The sequence below is a fragment of the Asanoa hainanensis genome (assembly GCF_900188485.1).
GTDB classification, from domain to species: domain Bacteria; phylum Actinomycetota; class Actinomycetes; order Mycobacteriales; family Micromonosporaceae; genus Asanoa; species Asanoa hainanensis.
The window spans coordinates 216,408-230,702 of sequence record NZ_FZPH01000010.1; the positions used below are offsets into that span (position 1 = coordinate 216,408).

15 protein-coding genes are annotated in these 14,295 nt (G+C 70.8%); 10 read left to right on the plus strand and 5 right to left on the minus strand.

The features are described from left to right. Nucleotides 1-25 precede the first annotated feature (25 nt). Nucleotides 26-361, plus strand: coding sequence for an FxLYD domain-containing protein (locus tag CHC05_RS24110; RefSeq protein ID WP_144022740.1), 336 nt, complete (start codon nt 26-28; stop codon nt 359-361). A 611-nt stretch (nt 362-972) separates the two neighbouring features. On the opposite strand, the gene CHC05_RS24115 is transcribed toward CHC05_RS24110, so the two are convergent. The 4 genes from CHC05_RS24115 to CHC05_RS24130 all read right to left on the minus strand — a co-directional run bounded on the left by CHC05_RS24115 (nt 973) and on the right by CHC05_RS24130 (nt 5,512). Continuing rightward, entirely contained in the window at nt 973-1,959 is a 987-nt protein-coding gene (locus CHC05_RS24115; RefSeq protein ID WP_089252607.1) for an aldo/keto reductase, read from the minus strand. A gap of 36 nt (nt 1,960-1,995) precedes the next feature. Next, the gene (gene sepH, locus CHC05_RS24120; protein ID WP_089252609.1) at nt 1,996-3,033 is read right to left on the minus strand and encodes a septation protein SepH; all 1,038 of its coding nucleotides are present in this window, start codon (nt 3,031-3,033) and stop codon (nt 1,996-1,998) included. A gap of 120 nt (nt 3,034-3,153) precedes the next feature. Beyond that, entirely contained in the window at nt 3,154-4,281 is a 1,128-nt protein-coding gene (serC, locus tag CHC05_RS24125; protein ID WP_089252611.1) for a phosphoserine transaminase, read from the minus strand. A 124-nt stretch (nt 4,282-4,405) separates the two neighbouring features. Beyond that, nucleotides 4,406-5,512, minus strand: a complete 1,107-nt coding sequence (locus CHC05_RS24130) for a citrate synthase 2 (protein ID WP_089252613.1) — start codon at nt 5,510-5,512, stop codon at nt 4,406-4,408. A gap of 171 nt (nt 5,513-5,683) precedes the next feature. Between CHC05_RS24130 and pdxH the strand changes: the two genes are divergently transcribed. The 7 genes from pdxH to CHC05_RS24165 are packed head-to-tail and all read left to right on the plus strand — an operon-like array spanning nt 5,684 to nt 11,537. Next, the gene (gene pdxH, locus CHC05_RS24135; protein WP_089252821.1) at nt 5,684-6,343 is read left to right on the plus strand and encodes a pyridoxamine 5'-phosphate oxidase; all 660 of its coding nucleotides are present in this window, start codon (nt 5,684-5,686) and stop codon (nt 6,341-6,343) included. Next, the gene (locus CHC05_RS24140; protein ID WP_281257712.1) at nt 6,340-7,635 is read left to right on the plus strand and encodes an MFS transporter; all 1,296 of its coding nucleotides are present in this window, start codon (nt 6,340-6,342) and stop codon (nt 7,633-7,635) included. The genes pdxH and CHC05_RS24140 overlap by 4 nt, the downstream gene beginning before the upstream one ends. After that, nucleotides 7,632-8,561, plus strand: a complete 930-nt coding sequence (locus tag CHC05_RS24145) for an aldose 1-epimerase family protein (RefSeq protein ID WP_089252617.1) — start codon at nt 7,632-7,634, stop codon at nt 8,559-8,561. Before CHC05_RS24140 ends, CHC05_RS24145 begins: the two co-directional genes overlap by 4 nt. A 47-nt stretch (nt 8,562-8,608) precedes the next feature. After that, entirely contained in the window at nt 8,609-9,223 is a 615-nt protein-coding gene (locus tag CHC05_RS24150; RefSeq protein WP_089252619.1) for a nitroreductase family protein, read from the plus strand. A 42-nt stretch (nt 9,224-9,265) separates the two neighbouring features. Beyond that, complete coding sequence (locus CHC05_RS24155) at nt 9,266-9,565, plus strand: type II toxin-antitoxin system VapB family antitoxin (protein WP_089252621.1); 300 nt, start codon at nt 9,266-9,268, stop codon at nt 9,563-9,565. A gap of 10 nt (nt 9,566-9,575) precedes the next feature. Next, nucleotides 9,576-10,745: an acyl-CoA dehydrogenase family protein gene (locus CHC05_RS24160; protein WP_089252623.1), complete on the plus strand. Its 1,170-nt coding sequence runs from the start codon at nt 9,576-9,578 to the stop codon at nt 10,743-10,745. Nucleotides 10,746-10,796: 51 nt separating this feature from the next. After that, nucleotides 10,797-11,537 (plus strand): DUF4230 domain-containing protein, encoded by a 741-nt coding sequence (locus CHC05_RS24165; RefSeq protein WP_089252625.1) that lies wholly within the window; start codon nt 10,797-10,799, stop codon nt 11,535-11,537. On the opposite strand, the gene CHC05_RS24170 is transcribed toward CHC05_RS24165, so the two are convergent. Further along, the gene (locus CHC05_RS24170) at nt 11,522-11,722 is read right to left on the minus strand and encodes a PspC domain-containing protein (RefSeq protein WP_089252627.1); all 201 of its coding nucleotides are present in this window, start codon (nt 11,720-11,722) and stop codon (nt 11,522-11,524) included. The genes CHC05_RS24165 and CHC05_RS24170 overlap by 16 nt on opposite strands. Before the next feature lie 164 nt (nt 11,723-11,886). Between CHC05_RS24170 and CHC05_RS24175 the strand changes: the two genes are divergently transcribed. Beyond that, nucleotides 11,887-13,254, plus strand: coding sequence for an L-serine ammonia-lyase (locus tag CHC05_RS24175; RefSeq protein WP_089252629.1), 1,368 nt, complete (start codon nt 11,887-11,889; stop codon nt 13,252-13,254). A gap of 188 nt (nt 13,255-13,442) precedes the next feature. Further along, nucleotides 13,443-14,261 carry an ABC transporter permease gene (locus CHC05_RS24180; RefSeq protein ID WP_089252631.1) on the plus strand — a complete coding sequence of 273 codons (819 nt, stop codon included), beginning with the start codon at nt 13,443-13,445 and terminating at the stop codon, nt 14,259-14,261. Nucleotides 14,262-14,295: the final 34 nt, after the last annotated feature.

Sequence of the window (14,295 nt, forward strand, 5' to 3'; positions counted from 1 at the left end):
CTTCTGGATCACGGTGCCTGGGTTGGTGACCATTGTCGTCGTGCTCGCGATGGCCGCGGTCAGCGTGTGGGCCGGCGCCAAGCAGAGTCGGGCTCGGGCCGCCGAGATGCTCGTCGACGTCGTGTCCTGCGACTACGCGGGTGACAAGGTCACGGTCGAGTTGAGTGTCAAGAACACCGGGGCTACGGCGCGGTCGGCGCACATCGAGGTCGAGTACCTCGACGAAGACGGCAACCGAATCGACCGCGCCTCGGTCACAGCCCGAGACGTCGCCCCCGGCGACACCGCCAGCCTCCAGGAGAACACGCAACTCGACGCCCCGGCCACGACGGGCACCTGCCGCGTCGCAGCGGTCCGGTAACGCGCCTGGAGACACGACCGGGTCGTCTGCCGCGTGGGGGTTGGCTCGAGCAAGCAAGCAGCTCGGCGTCCTGGCGGCGACCGGTACCTTGCGGTCGCGGCAGTCCGGTGATGCGTCCGGAGAGGCGCCACCGGGTTGCCTGCCGCGTAGGGGTTGGGTCGAAAGTAGGCGGCTCGGCGTTTCGGCCGTGACCGGTCGCTGCGTGTCGCGGCGGTCGGCTAATACGTCTGGAGAGATACCACCGGTCGCCCCCGCGTGGCGGATAGCCCAAATAGAAACGCAGCTGCCTCTCGGCTGCGGTCCGGGCCCTGCCGGTCGCGGCTGTTCGGGGTGGTACGTCCGGAGAGGAACGGTGCTGCCGCGTGCCGCGTGGCGGTCAGCTCAGGTAGGCGTGGTGCTTGGTGTCTCGGCCCTACCGGTAGCGGCCGGGTCCCGGCCTGGAGAGACACCACCGGGTCGCGCCTCGGCGTAGCGGATGCCTCCAGATAGGTACGCAGCTTGGCTACCGGCCGCGACCTGGGGCCTCGCGTGTGGCGGCGGTCTGGTCTCCCCGGCTGTACATGTTCGGGCATGTGCCTACATGCTCGAACATGTACGCGCCCGAGAGACACCTACCAGGCCCAGGCCTCTGGGGCCGGCCCGCCCTTGCCTTGCGGCGGGAAAAGTTCGTCGAGTCGGCCCAGAGTGGCCTTGGAGAGCTCGATGTCCACCGCAGCCGCAGCGCCGTCCAACTGGGTCATTGTGCGTGGGCCGATGATCGGGGCCGTTACGCCTGGGCGGGAGAGCAGCCACGCCAGAGCGACGCTGCTCGGGTCTTCGCCCAGGTCCGCGCAGAGCTTCTCGTATGCCTCGATCGACTCGCGGTAGGTGGCCAGGTCGTCGGCCGCTCGGCCGGTGCGGCCCCGGCCCGCTTCGCCTGCCGCGAGTTTGCGCAGCACGCCCGACAACAGACCGCCGTGCAGCGGGGACCACGGGATGATCCCGATCCCATAATGCTGCGCCGCCGGGATCAGTTCTAGCTCCGGGCCGCGCGCCACCAGGTTGTACAGGCACTGCTCCGAGACCAGGCCCAGGAAGTTGCGGCGGGCCGCCGACTCCTGCGCCTGGGCCAGGTGCCAACCCGCGAAGTTGGACGACCCGACATAGACGACCTTGCCCTGGGTCACCAGCTGCTCCATCGCCTGCCAGATCTCCTCCCACGGCGTCGTACGAGAGATGTGGTGCATCTGGTACAGGTCGATGGTGTCCGTCTGGAGCCGGCGCAGCGAATCCTCACACGCCCGGACGATGTGGCGGGCCGACAAGCCCCGCTCGTTGGGCCAGTCGCCCATCCGGCCGTACACCTTGGTGGCCAGCACGACCTTGTCGCGACGGCCGCCGCCCTGGGCGAACCACCGGCCGATGATCTGCTCGGTGACGCCTTCGCCCACCTTGCGGCCGTACACGTTGGCGGTGTCGAAGAAGTTGATGCCGTGCTCGAGCGCCTGGTCCATGATCGCGTGACTGTCGGCTTCGTTCGTCTCCGGGCCGAAGTTCATTGTGCCCAGACACAGCCGACTGACGCTCAGGCCGGTGCGGCCCAGGTTCGTGAATTCCATGCCCTCACATTGCCACCGGCAACGAGAAGCGGAAACTCAGGAGGACTCGCGCTGCGGTGCGCTGCCGAAGAGCACGTCGTCCCAACTGGGCAGGCGCTTGCGCGGCTTGCCCGCCGGGTCGGTCTGCTCCGTGTTGCTCTCGCCCGTGGTGCGCCGCGGCCTGAGGACCGCGAGCGACGGGACCGCCGGCACCTCCTTGGGCAGGTCGGCGTCGTCGTCGAAAGCCGAACCCGGCGAACCGAGCAGCGCGGCGGCGCCACCCCGGCGCGGCTCGGACGGGCCCGCGTCGAGGCCGCGGCCGGGCGGCGTGAGCGGGCGGTCGAGTGAGGCGAGCAGGGCGTCGCGGCCGGCGCGGATCGCGTCGCGCGGCGCGCGCTGCTCGGTGGTGGCAGCGGCGGGCAAGCCGTGGCCGCCGCGGGTCGGCTCGCCCCGCGAGCGGCCGGGGAGCGCGTGGCCGCCGCGTTCGGGTGTGACCGGCTCCTGGCCGAGCAGTGGCTGCGGGCGCTCGGTGCACAGGTATTGGGCCATGTCGTCGTGCGGGGTGACGACCTGGCGTGCCCGGTCGAGATCCCACATGGCCTGGGCGGTCGCCTTGCCGGACGGCCACGTGGCGACGATGCGCCAGGTGCCGTCGTCGCGGCGGTAGGCGTCCCAGGAGATCTTCTCGCCGTCGATGCCGTGCTGGGCCAGCCGGGCGTCGACCACCTCGGCCAGCGGCGCGCCCTTCTCGGACGTCTTCAGCCGGGTGCGTCGGGCGTGCTGGGCCAGCATCGCCCGCTCCTGGAGCACCGGGCCGGCGTAGCGGAGCACCCGGTCGACGGGCACGCCGGCGATGCGGGCGACCTCGTCGGCGGAGTCACCGCTGCGGATGCGGGCCTGGATGTCGCGCGGGGACAGGGACGGCGCCTGGTCACCGAAGTGGCCGGCCCCGCTGACCGCGGCCGAGGCGGGGTCGCCGTGCAGGACGCCGTTGATCCGCTCGTCGAGTGGCAGCGCCAGGAGGCGGCCCACCTCGTCGGCGAGCACCATGGCCTGGCCGTCCTCGGAGAGGGCGACGAAGCGTACAGGCCGCATCGCGTTGCCTCCGTCCCGCTGTGGCCGACGATCCCGACCACAGTCGAGACGCTTCCGACACGGTAGCCCACTAGCACCCCGGCGCACCGCTAGGCACGCCGGGGTGTCGAGATGGAAAAGCTAGAGCCGCTCGAGTACGTAGTCGATCGAAGCGGTCAGCGCCTCCACGTCGGAGGGCTCGATCGCCGGGAACAGCGCCACCCGGAGCTGGTTGCGACCGAGCTTGCGGTACGGCTCGGTGTCGACGATGCCGTTGGCGCGCAGTGCCTTGGCGATGGCGGACGCGTCGACCGAGTCGACGAAGTCGATGGTGGCGACCACGTTGGACCGCAGGCCCGGGTCGGACACGAACGGGGTGGCCACCGACGAGCGCTCGGCCCAGCCGTAGATCACGCCGGCGCTCTCCTGCGTGCGCTTGGCGGCCCAGGAGAGTCCACCGTGCGCGTTCATCCAGTCGGTCTGCTCGGCCGCCAGGAAGATGGTCGACAGCGCCGGGGTGTTGTAGGTCTGCTCCAGGCGCGAGTTCTCCACCGCGGTCATCAGGTCGAGGAACGCCGGGATGTAGCGGCCGCTCGCCTTGATCTCGGCCGCGCGGGCCAGCGCCGCCGGCGACATCAGCGCGATCCACAGCCCACCGTCGGAGGCGAACGCCTTCTGCGGCGCGAAGTAGTAGACGTCGGTCTCGCGCAGGTCGACCTCGAGCCCACCAGCACCGGAAGTGGCGTCGACCAGCAGCAACGCGTCGGGGTCGGCGCCGGCCACGCGCTTGATCGGCACCGCGACACCGGTCGAGGTCTCGTTGTGCGGCGTGCCGTAGACGTCGACACCGGCCTCGGCGACCAGGCCGGGCGCGCTGCCCGGGTCGGCCTTGCGCACGGTCGGGTCGGCCAGGAACGGCGCGGCCTTGACCGAAGACGCGAACTTGGCGCCGAACTCGCCGAAGCTGGCGAACTGGGCCTTGTCGCGCACCAGTCCGAACGTGGCCACCTCCCAGAACGCCGTCGTGCCGCCGTTCGAGAGGATCACCTCGTACCCGGAAGGGAGGGTGAAGAACTCGGCGAGGCCCTCGCGGAGGCGCTTGACCTCGTCGCGGACCGTCTTCTGGCGGTGGGAGGTGCCCAGGTAGCTCGTCGCCACCCGGTTGAGCGCGGAGACCGCCTCCGGGCGAACCTTGGACGGCCCGCAGCCGAATCGTCCGTCAGCGGGCTTGATCTCGTCAGGAATCCGGATGCTGGTCACTTCAGCCACGAGGAAGATCCTTAGGTCGCGCTCGGGAAAGGAAGCCGGCAGCGCTGCCGAACTTTCATACTTCCATCCCAACGAGGGCGCGGGCCGGACGGTCCCACGACTGGGGGCGTGAGCCCACCCACACCTACTCGGCGTGGGGAATCTGGTTCCAGCCCTCCACGTCGGCGGGTTTGCGCTCGCCCGGGCCGACGTATTTGGCCGACGGGCGGACCAGCCGCTGCAGCGCCTTCTGCTCCATGATGTGCGCGCTCCAGCCCGCGGTGCGGGCGCAGGTGAACATCGACGTGAACATGTGCGGCGGCACCTCGGCGAAGTCGAGCACCACGGCCGACCAGAACTCGACGTTGGTGGCCAGCACCCGGTCGGGGCGGCGGGCCTGCAGCTCGTCGAGGGCGGCCTTCTCCAGCGCCTCGGCCACCTCGAAGCGGGGCGCGCCGAGCTCCTTGGCGGTGCGCCGCAGCACCCGGGCGCGCGGGTCCTCGGCCCGGTAGACCCGGTGGCCGAAGCCCATCAGCCGCTCGCCCCGGTCGAGCACGCCCTTGACGTAGCCCTCGGCGTCGCCGCTGCGCTCGACCGCTTCGATCATGCCGAGCACCCGGGACGGGGCACCGCCGTGCAGAGGGCCCGAGAGCGCGCCGATGCCGGAGGAGATGCAGGCAGCCGCGTCGGCGCCGGTCGAGGCGACCACCCGGCAGGTGAACGTGGACGCGTTCATGCCGTGCTCGGCGGCCGAGATGAAGTAGGCGTCGACGGCCTTCACGTGCCGCGGGTCCGGGTCGCCGCGCCAGCGCTTCATGAACCGCTCGACGATCGTCGCGGCCTTGTCGATCTCTTTCTGCGGCACCGCCGGCAGGCCGAGACCACGGGCCGACTGCGCGACGAAGGACAGCGCGGTCACCGAGACCCGGGCGAGGTCTTCGCGGGCCTGCGCGTCGTTGATGTCGAGGAGCTGGGAGAGACCCCAGTAGGGCGCGAGCATCGCCACGGCCGACTGCACGTCGACGCGGATGTCGCCGGAGTGCACCGGCACCGGGAACGGCTCGGCGGGCGGGAGCCCGGGCCCGAACCGGCCGTCGACGAGGAGCGCCCAGACGTTGCCGAAGCTGACCTGACCGATCAGGTCCTCGATGTCAACCCCGCGGTAGCGGAGCGCGCCGCCTTCTTTGTCGGGCTCGGCGATCGTGGTCTCGAAGGCGACCACGCCCTCCAACCCCGGTTTGAAGTCGGACATTTCGCCCTCCCGCCTATGCGCCTCGCAACATTCGGCGCCTTAGCCACGACTCAGGTTTCGTATTCGTGTCATCTTGCCTGCTGGGTCTCCGAATACGCGAGCACAGCGAGCGAGTCGGAGTCCCGCCAAACATCGCATATCACCGCTTAACGCGTGCACGAGGATGAGGACGTGACCGGAGACACACCCGACTTGGCCAACCTGCGCCGGGACTACGCGACAGACCACGGGCTGGACGTCGCCGATCTGGCGCCGAGCTGGCTCGAACAGTTCGACAGGTGGTTCGCCGACGCTCAGGCAGCCGGGCTGCCCGAGCCGAACGCCATGGTCCTCTCGACCGCCGACCCGGCCGGCTGGCCGAGCGCGCGGACCGTCCTCCTCAAGGGGACCGACGAGCGCGGCTTCGTGTTCTACACCAACTACGAGTCCCGCAAGGGCGGTGAGCTGCGGGCCAATCCGCACGCCGCGCTGCTCTTCCCGTGGCACCCGATGATGCGGCAGGTCGGCGTCCGCGGCGAGGTCGTCGAGGTCGACCGGGTGGAGACCGAGACCTACTTCGCCAGCCGACCCCGGCCGTCGCAGGTCGCGGCGTGGGCCAGCCCGCAGTCCCGGGTGCTGCCCGACCGGGCCACGCTGGACGAGCGGTACGCCGCGACGGCGCGGCGGTTCCCGGACGAGTCGGCGATCCCGGCCCCGCCGCACTGGGGCGGCCTGCGGGTGGTGCCCGAGACGGTCGAGTTCTGGCAGGGCCGCGCCGGGCGGCTGCACGACCGGCTGCGTTACCGTCGGACCGAACAGGGAGAGTGGATCATCGAACGCCTAGCACCGTGAGTCGTCGCCGTTGGGCGATCGACCTGAGGCCGCTCGCCACCCCCAGCTACCGGCGGATGTGGATCGGCACCGCGTTCTCCAACTACGGCTACCAGTTCACCGCGGTGGCCGTGCCGGTCGAGATGTTCGCGCTGACCGACAATTCCCTCTGGGTCGGCCTGCTGGGCATCGCGGCCCTCGTACCCCTGCTGGTCTTCGGTCTCTGGGGTGGCGCCCTGGCCGACGCGATGGATCGCCGCAAGCTGCTCGTCATCGGCTCGCTGGTGATGTGGCTGGGCACCCTGGGCTTCCTGGTCCAGTCGCTGGCCGGCTGGGAGGAGCCCTGGCTGCTGCTGGTGTTCACCGCCGTGCAGTCGTGCGCGTTCGCGGTGACCAACCCGACCCGCAGCGCGATCATCCCGCGCCTGGTGCCAACCAACCTGGTGCCCGCGGCGAACACGCTCTCCTTCACCACCGGCGAGGCCGCGGTCGTGCTCGGCCCGCTGACGGTTGGTGTGATCCTCGCGACCTGGGACCAGCACATCGCACTGCCCATCGCGTACGGCGCCGACGCGCTGCTGTTCACGGTCGGTCTGTGGTCGACGCTGCGGCTGCCGCCGATCCCGCCGGCCGAGCAGGCCGTGCGGGCCGGGCTGCGCAGCGTCGTCGAGGGGTTCCGCTACCTGGCCGGCGCGCCCGTGCTGCTGCTCTCCTTCGCCATCGACATCATCGCGATGACCATCGCCATGCCCCGCGCGCTGTTCCCGGAGATCGCGGACGAGCGGTTCGGCGGCGGGGCCGCGGTCGGCTTCCTGTTCAGCGCGATCGCCATCGGCTCCGTCCTGGGCGGGCTGACCTCGGGCTGGATCGGCCGCGTACGCCGGCAGGGGCTGGCGCTGGTCGGCGCGGTGGTCGCCTGGGGTGTGCTGGTCGGTCTCGCCGGCTTCGCGCACAGCCTCGCTCTGATGGTGGTCGTGCTGGCCCTGGCCGGAGCCGCCGACCTGGTCAGCGCCGTGTTCCGGCATTCGATCCTGCTGGTGTACGCGCCGGACCAGATGCGCGGGCGGCTCCAGGGCGTGATGACCGTCGTGGTCGCCGGCGGGCCCCGCCTCGGCGACCTGCGGGCGGGCGGCACGGCCGCGCTCTGGGGCGCCGGTGCCGCGTTCAGCGTCGGCGGGTTCGCCGCCGCCGGCCTGGCCATCGCCCTCGCGCTGGTCTTCCCGGCGCTGACCCGCTACCGCCACGCGGATCCGCAGGTCGAACCGGACCCGCGGCCCGCCGCCAAGCCGGAACCGATATCGTCCGGCCCATGAGCAACAGCACCGTCGCGCCCCTTTCCGGAACACAGTGGACGATCGCCGCCCACGGCCAGGAGGCCGTCGTCGTGGAGGTCGGCGGTGGGCTGCGCGCCTACCGGGTCGGCGGGGTCGACTACCTCGACGGCTACGCCACGGACGAGCTGCCGCCGGGCAGCTCCGGGCAGGTGCTGGCGCCGTGGCCGAGCCGGATCCGGGACGGCCGCTACAGCTTCGGCGGCTCGACCTACCAGCTCCCGCTCACCGAGCCGGCCAAGCACAACGCGATCCACGGCCTGGTCGCCTGGCAGCGCTGGCGTCTGGTGGAACAGGCGGAAGACTCGGTCACCATCGAGCTCGACCTGCCGGCCCAGGTCGGCTACCCGTGGCAGCTCACCCTGCGCACCCGCTACACGCTGGGCGCCGACGGGCTCCGGGTCGACCACGAGGTGACCAACATCGGCGCGGAGGCGGCGCCGTTCGGGCTGGCCGCGCACCCGTACTTCCGGCTGCCCGGCACTCCCGTCGACGACCTGACGCTGACCGTGCCCGCGCGCAGCCGGGTGCTGTTCGACGCCCGCCTGCTGCCGATCGGCGCGGCCAAGGTCAGCGGCGGCGAGCACGACTTCACCGTGCCCCGGCGGATCGGCGCGCAGGTGCTGGACAACGCGTTCGGTGACATCGACCGGGACCCCGACGGCACCTCGTCCGTGCGCATCTCGGACGGCACCCGCACGCTGTCGGTCTGGGCCGGCGAGGCGTTCAAGTGGTGGGTCGTCTTCACCTCCGACACGCTGCACGGCGACCGGCAGCGCCGGGCGGTGGCGATCGAGCCGCAGACCTGCCCGCCGGACGCGTTCCGCTCGGGCCACGACGTGATCGTCATCGAGCCCGGCTCCTCCTGGACGGCCACCTGGGGCGTACGGGTCTCGCTGGACGGATAGCCCGCGCGGCCGATAGGTTGCGAGACCAGCCAGCGGGGAGGCTAGTGATGGAGTTCGGCGAGGTCGTCCGCAGACGGCGGATGGTCCGCGACTACGACCCCGACCGCCCGGTGCCGGAGGCGGTGGTCGAGCGCCTGTTGCGCCACGCGACCCACGCGCCGTCGGCCGGTTTCGCGCAGGGCTGGGGCTTCCTGGTCCTCGATGACGCCGAAGGCCGCGACGCGTTCTGGTCCGCGACGACGCCGGCGGGAAACAAGCCGACCGGCTGGCTCGCGGGCATGCGCCGAGCGCCGCTGGTGGTGGTGCCGCACTCCAACCGGTCGGCCTACCTCGACCGCTACGCGGAGCCCGACAAGGGCTGGACCGACCGCGACCCGGGCCGCTGGCCGGTGCCGTACTGGGACATCGACACCGGCATGGCTTCGCTGCTGATGCTGCTCACGGCCGTCGACGAGGGGTTGGGCGCGTGCTTCTTCGGCATCCCCGGAGAGCGCGTCGAGCACTACCGCCAAGCGTTCGGGGTGCCGGCGGAGTTCACCCCGATCGGGGCCTTGACGATCGGCTACCGGGCACCCGATCGGCTGTCACCGTCGCTGAGAAGAGGCCGGCGTTCAGTTGATCAGGTGGTGCATCGCGGGCGATGGTCCCAATCGATAGGCTGAGCCAGCTGGCGGTGAGCCACCTAGCCAAGAGAGGAGCGGCGCGTGATCTTCAAGTCGGTGCGTGACGGCCGCCCCTACCCCGACCACAACTTGACGCTCAAGCAGTGGTCCGAGATCCCGCCGCGGCCGCTGCGGCTCGACCAGCTCATCACGACCAAGCGGGAGCTGGCGCTCGACAAGCTGCTGGCCGAGGACTCGACCTTCTACGGCGACCTGTTCCCGCACGTCGTGCAGTGGCAGGGCGGCCTCTACCTCGAAGACGGCCTGCACCGTGCGCTGCGGGCCGCGCTCCAGCAGCGCAACCAGATCCACGCCCGGGTGTTGGTGCTGCCCACCGAATAAGGTGAGCGGCATGGACCGCGTCGCCCCGCTGGAACTGCTCGACCTCGACGGAAACCTCTCGCCCGAAGACCGGGACATGCGCGCCGTGGTGCGCCAGGTCGTCGACGACCGGGTCCGACCGCACGTCGCCACCTGGTACGAGGAGGGCCGCGTGCCGGTCCGCGAGCTCGCGGCGGAGTTCGGCAAGCTCGGCCTGCTCGGCATGCACCTGAGCGGCTACGGCTGCGCCGGGGCCAGCGCGACGGCATACGGTCTGGCCTGCCTGGAGCTGGAGGCCGGCGACTCGGGCGTGCGCTCCCTGGTCTCCGTGCAGGGCTCGCTGGCGATGTTCGCCATCCACCGGTACGGGTCGGAGGAGCAGAAGCAGCGCTGGCTGCCGCGGATGGCGGCCGGCGAGGCCATCGGCTGTTTCGGGCTGACCGAGCCCGACCACGGCTCCGACCCGGCCGGCATGGCCACCCGGGCCCGCCGCGACGGGGGCGACTGGGTGCTCACCGGCGGCAAGATGTGGATCACCAACGCGCCGGTCGCCGACGTCGCGGTGATCTGGGCGCGCACCGACGACGGCGTACGCGGGTTCGCGGTGCCGATGGACACGCCGGGCGTGACGGCCCGCGAGATCAAGCACAAGATGTCGCTGCGGGCCTCGTCGACCGGCGAGATCGTGCTCGACGACGTGCGGCTGCCCGAGACGGCCCGGCTGCCCGGCGTCGAGGGGCTCAAGGCCCCGCTGTCGTGCCTGACCGAGGCGCGGTTCGGCATCGTCTGGGGCGCGCTCGGCGCCGCCCGGGAGTGCCTGGAGACGGCGATCGACTACGCCTGCTCCCGGGAGCAGTTCGGCCGCCCGATCGCCGGCTTCCAGCTCACCCAGGCCAAGCTCGCCGACATGGCGCTCGAGCTCCAGAAGGGCTACCTGCTGGCCACGCACCTGGGCGCGCTGGCCGACGCCGGCCGGTTGCGACCCGAGCAGGTCAGCGTCGGCAAGCTCAACAACGTACGCGAGGCGATCGCGATCGCCCGGCAGTGCCGCACCATCCTCGGCGCCAACGGGATCAGCGCCGAATACCCGGTGATGCGGCACGCCAACAACCTGGAGAGCGTGCTGACGTACGAGGGCACGAGCGAGGTGCACCAGTTGGTCGTCGGCCAGAAGCTCACCGGAGTGTCGGCCTTCGTTTAGGGGTGGCGCGCATCGGGGAAACTGTTCGCAGAAGGACGGTGAGGTGGACAAATGGCCAATATCGAGCCGACCCGCGAATACCCCGACGTCAGCACGCGGACCGAGGAACGGCAGCCGGACGACTCGGCCTGGGCTGACCAGGAGCAACGCCGGCCGCGGTGGCGCGGTCTGATCTGGTTGGCCGCGATCGTCGTCGTGCTCGTGGCCGGCGGCTTCGCGCTCAAGGCCGCCGACCTGCTGCCGAGCTGGCGCAACCCGTTCGCCCAGGAGACCACCGACCGCAGCCAGCCGCCGCTGCTCAAGTCGATCCAGGACCTGAGCCGCTACGTCGCGGCCGAAGGCAACTTCCAGGTCATCGTCGACAAGCAGACGAGCCGCGACAACATCCCGGAGTTCCTGCTCAACGAGCGCACCCTGTTCGTCGGGGTCGGCTCGGTCGAGGCCTACGTCGACTTCGGCAAGCTGGCCGAGGGCGCGATCGTGGAGTCGGCCGACGGCAAGTCCGTCGAGGTCAAGCTGCCCGCCCCGCAGCTCGCCGAAGTCAACCTCGACACCGAGGCCAGCTACATCTTCGCCGAGGAGCGCGGCCTGGCGAACCGGCTAGGTGACCTGATCAAACGGGACCCGAACCAGCAGCAAGAGGTCTACACGCTCGCCGAGGAGAAGATCAAGGCGGCGGCGGTGGACAGCGGTCTGCAGGACCGGGCCCGCGCCAACACCAAGTCGATGCTGGAGGGCATGCTCCGCTCCCTCGGCTACGAGACCGTCACCATCACCTACACCGCCCCGTAGCGGCGCTCGTCGGGCATCAGCACCCACAGCACGATGTACACCAGCACCTGCGGGCCGGGGAGCAGGCACGACAGCAGGAACAGCAGGCGCATCGTGTTGGGCCGCATCCCGAAGCGGCGGGCGAGGCCGCTGCACACACCGGCGATCCATCGGTCGTCGCGAGGGCGGACAAGTCTGGCGCTCATCGGTAGGTTCCCTTCCCTTCATTCGGTCCTGATATCAACGCTAGAAACGGACAGTCCGGCCGCCCTCGGTCCGTAGGGGGATTCGGGGCACCCGCTTCCCGTAGGGAGTACCCCGATTGCGCGCGTATGCTCGCGCGCGCGGCCCTCAGAATGGAGCACCCCCGGTGATCAGCGCTTTCGACCTCTTCACGGTCGGTATCGGACCGTCCAGCTCGCACACGGTCGGCCCGATGCGGGCCGCGCGCACGTTCGCCGCCGGGCTCGCCGCCGACGGCGTCCTCGCCGCCACCGCCCGGGTCCGGGCTGAGCTGTTCGGCTCGCTGGGCGCCACCGGCCACGGGCACGGCAGCGACCGCGCCGTGGTGCTCGGCCTGGCCGGCGAGACGCCCGAAGGGGTCGACACCGACGAGGTGCCCAAGCTCGTCACCCGCACGGCCGAGAGCAAGCGGCTGGCCCTGCTCGGCCAGCACGAGATCGACTTCGACCCGTCCGACGACGTGGTCCTGCACCGGCGGCGGTCGCTGCCCTACCACCCGAACGGCATGACCTTCGCGGCCTTCGACTCGGCCGGCGGCACGCTGCGGGAGCGCACCTACTACTCGGTCGGCGGAGGGTTCGTCGTCGACGAGGAGGCGGCCGGGGCCGACCGGATCAAGCCCGACACCACCGTGGTCCGCTATCCGTTCACGACCGGCGCCGAGCTGCTTGCCCGTACCGCCGAAGCCGGGGGTTCGATCTCCGACGTGATGCTCGCCAACGAGCTGTCCTGGCGGTCCGAGGCGGAGGTCCGCGCCGGCCTGCTGGACATCTGGCGGGTCATGCGGGAGTGCGTCGAGCGGGGCTGTGAACGCGACGGGACGCTCCCCGGCGGGCTCAAGGTCCGCCGCCGGGCGGCCGAGCTCAACCGCAAGCTGCGCTCGGAGATCGCCGGTGACCCGCTGCGGGTGATGGACTGGGTGACCCTGTTCGCGCTGGCGGTCAACGAGGAGAACGCGGCCGGCGGACGGGTGGTGACCGCGCCCACCAACGGCGCCGCCGGCATCATCCCGGCCGTCCTGCACTATTACACCCGGTTCGTCCCCGAGGCGACCGCCGACGGCGTCGTCCGGTTCCTGCTCTCCGCCGCGGCGATGGGCGTGCTCTTCAAGGAGAACGCCTCGATCTCCGGTGCCGAGGTCGGGTGCCAGGGCGAGGTCGGCTCCGCCTGCTCGATGGCGGCCGCCGGCCTGGCCGAGGCGCTGGGCGGCACGCCGGAGCAGGTGGAGAACGCCGCGGAGATCGGCATGGAGCACAACCTGGGTCTGACCTGCGACCCGGTCGGCGGCCTGGTGCAGATTCCGTGCATCGAGCGCAACGCCGTGGCGAGCATCAAGGCGATCACCGCGGCCCGGCTCGCGCTGCGTGGCGACGGGGTGCACCACGTCTCCCTGGACAAGGTCATCAAGACCATGCGGGAAACGGGCGCTGACATGAAAGTGAAGTACAAGGAGACCGCGCGGGGTGGCTTGGCCGTCAATGTCATCGAATGTTGACCTTGGCCGCCGAACGACCGCTGGGCTTATCGCGATGTTTAACCGACTGCTAACCTATGGCGCGTCAGCGGGCCGCGTCGGCGCCCCCAGCCGCCGCGACGCGAGCGCCGCCAGGGCAGCCCTCGCAAAGACCATGAGCTGACGCCGATGGGTTGCCCGTCGCAAGAGAAACGCAGGTGGAGGCGGCTTTGACATCGAGCGTGACGACGTTGTGGGAAAACCGCAACGCCTTGGGGCTGCTGGTCCGCCGGGACCTCTCGGTGAAATACCAACAGTCCATTCTTGGTTACTTTTGGTCACTGATCGAGCCGCTCGGCGTCGCCGCGATCTACTGGTTCGTCTTCGGTGTGCTCTACGGCACGGGCGCCGACCGCCACCTCGGCGACGCCAACAACTCGTACCCCCTGTTCTTGATCACCGGCATCTTCGCCTGGTCCTGGGCCAACGCGGCGATGGGCGAGGCCACCAGCGCGCTGACCGGCCAGGCCCGGCTGATCACGACGATGAAGGTGGCCCGCCAGGTCTTCCCGATCGGCCGGGTGCTGGGCCGGTTCGCCGAGTTCCTCGCCGGCGTGCCGATCCTGATCGTCCTCGCGATCGTCTTCGGCGAGCTGCACTTCGACTGGCAGTTGCTCGCGCTCCCGCTCGCGGTGCTGCTGCAGACCGTCTTCCTGATCGGGATCGCGCTGCTGCTCTCCTCGCTCAACGTGCTGCTCCGCGACGTCGAGAAGCTGATGCGGCTCGGCCTGCGCTTCCTGTTCTACGCCACGCCGATCATCTACCCGCTGGCGCTGGTGCAGAACGCGGACATGCCGCACTGGGTCAAGACGGCGTACGAGCTGAACCCGCTGGTCGGCATCATGCAGCTCTACCACGCCATCTGGTACCCGGAGATGTTCCCGAGCGGCCAGCTGCTCGGCGTCACCGCCGGCATCAGCGTCGTCCTGCTGGTCGGCGGCTGGTGGGTGTTCCGCCGCCTCGAACCCGCCGTCCTCAAGGAGCTGTAAGTGGCCACCCCGATCATCGAGGCCGAGGGGCTCG

Bases quoted from the DNA above. Each gene is read 5' to 3' on its own strand.
- CHC05_RS24115 (WP_089252607.1), bottom strand. From the start codon at position 1,959: ATGGAATTCACGAACCTGGGCCGCACCGGCCTGAGCGTCAGTCGGCTG.
- sepH (WP_089252609.1), bottom strand. From the start codon at position 3,033: ATGCGGCCTGTACGCTTCGTCGCCCTCTCCGAGGACGGCCAGGCCATG.
- CHC05_RS24130 (WP_089252613.1), bottom strand. From the start codon at position 5,512: ATGTCCGACTTCAAACCGGGGTTGGAGGGCGTGGTCGCCTTCGAGACC.
- CHC05_RS24145 (WP_089252617.1), top strand. From the start codon at position 7,632: ATGAGCAACAGCACCGTCGCGCCCCTTTCCGGAACACAGTGGACGATC.
- CHC05_RS24150 (WP_089252619.1), top strand. From the start codon at position 8,609: ATGGAGTTCGGCGAGGTCGTCCGCAGACGGCGGATGGTCCGCGACTAC.
- CHC05_RS24160 (WP_089252623.1), top strand. From the start codon at position 9,576: ATGGACCGCGTCGCCCCGCTGGAACTGCTCGACCTCGACGGAAACCTC.
- CHC05_RS24165 (WP_089252625.1), top strand. From the start codon at position 10,797: ATGGCCAATATCGAGCCGACCCGCGAATACCCCGACGTCAGCACGCGG.
- CHC05_RS24170 (WP_089252627.1), bottom strand. From the start codon at position 11,722: ATGAGCGCCAGACTTGTCCGCCCTCGCGACGACCGATGGATCGCCGGT.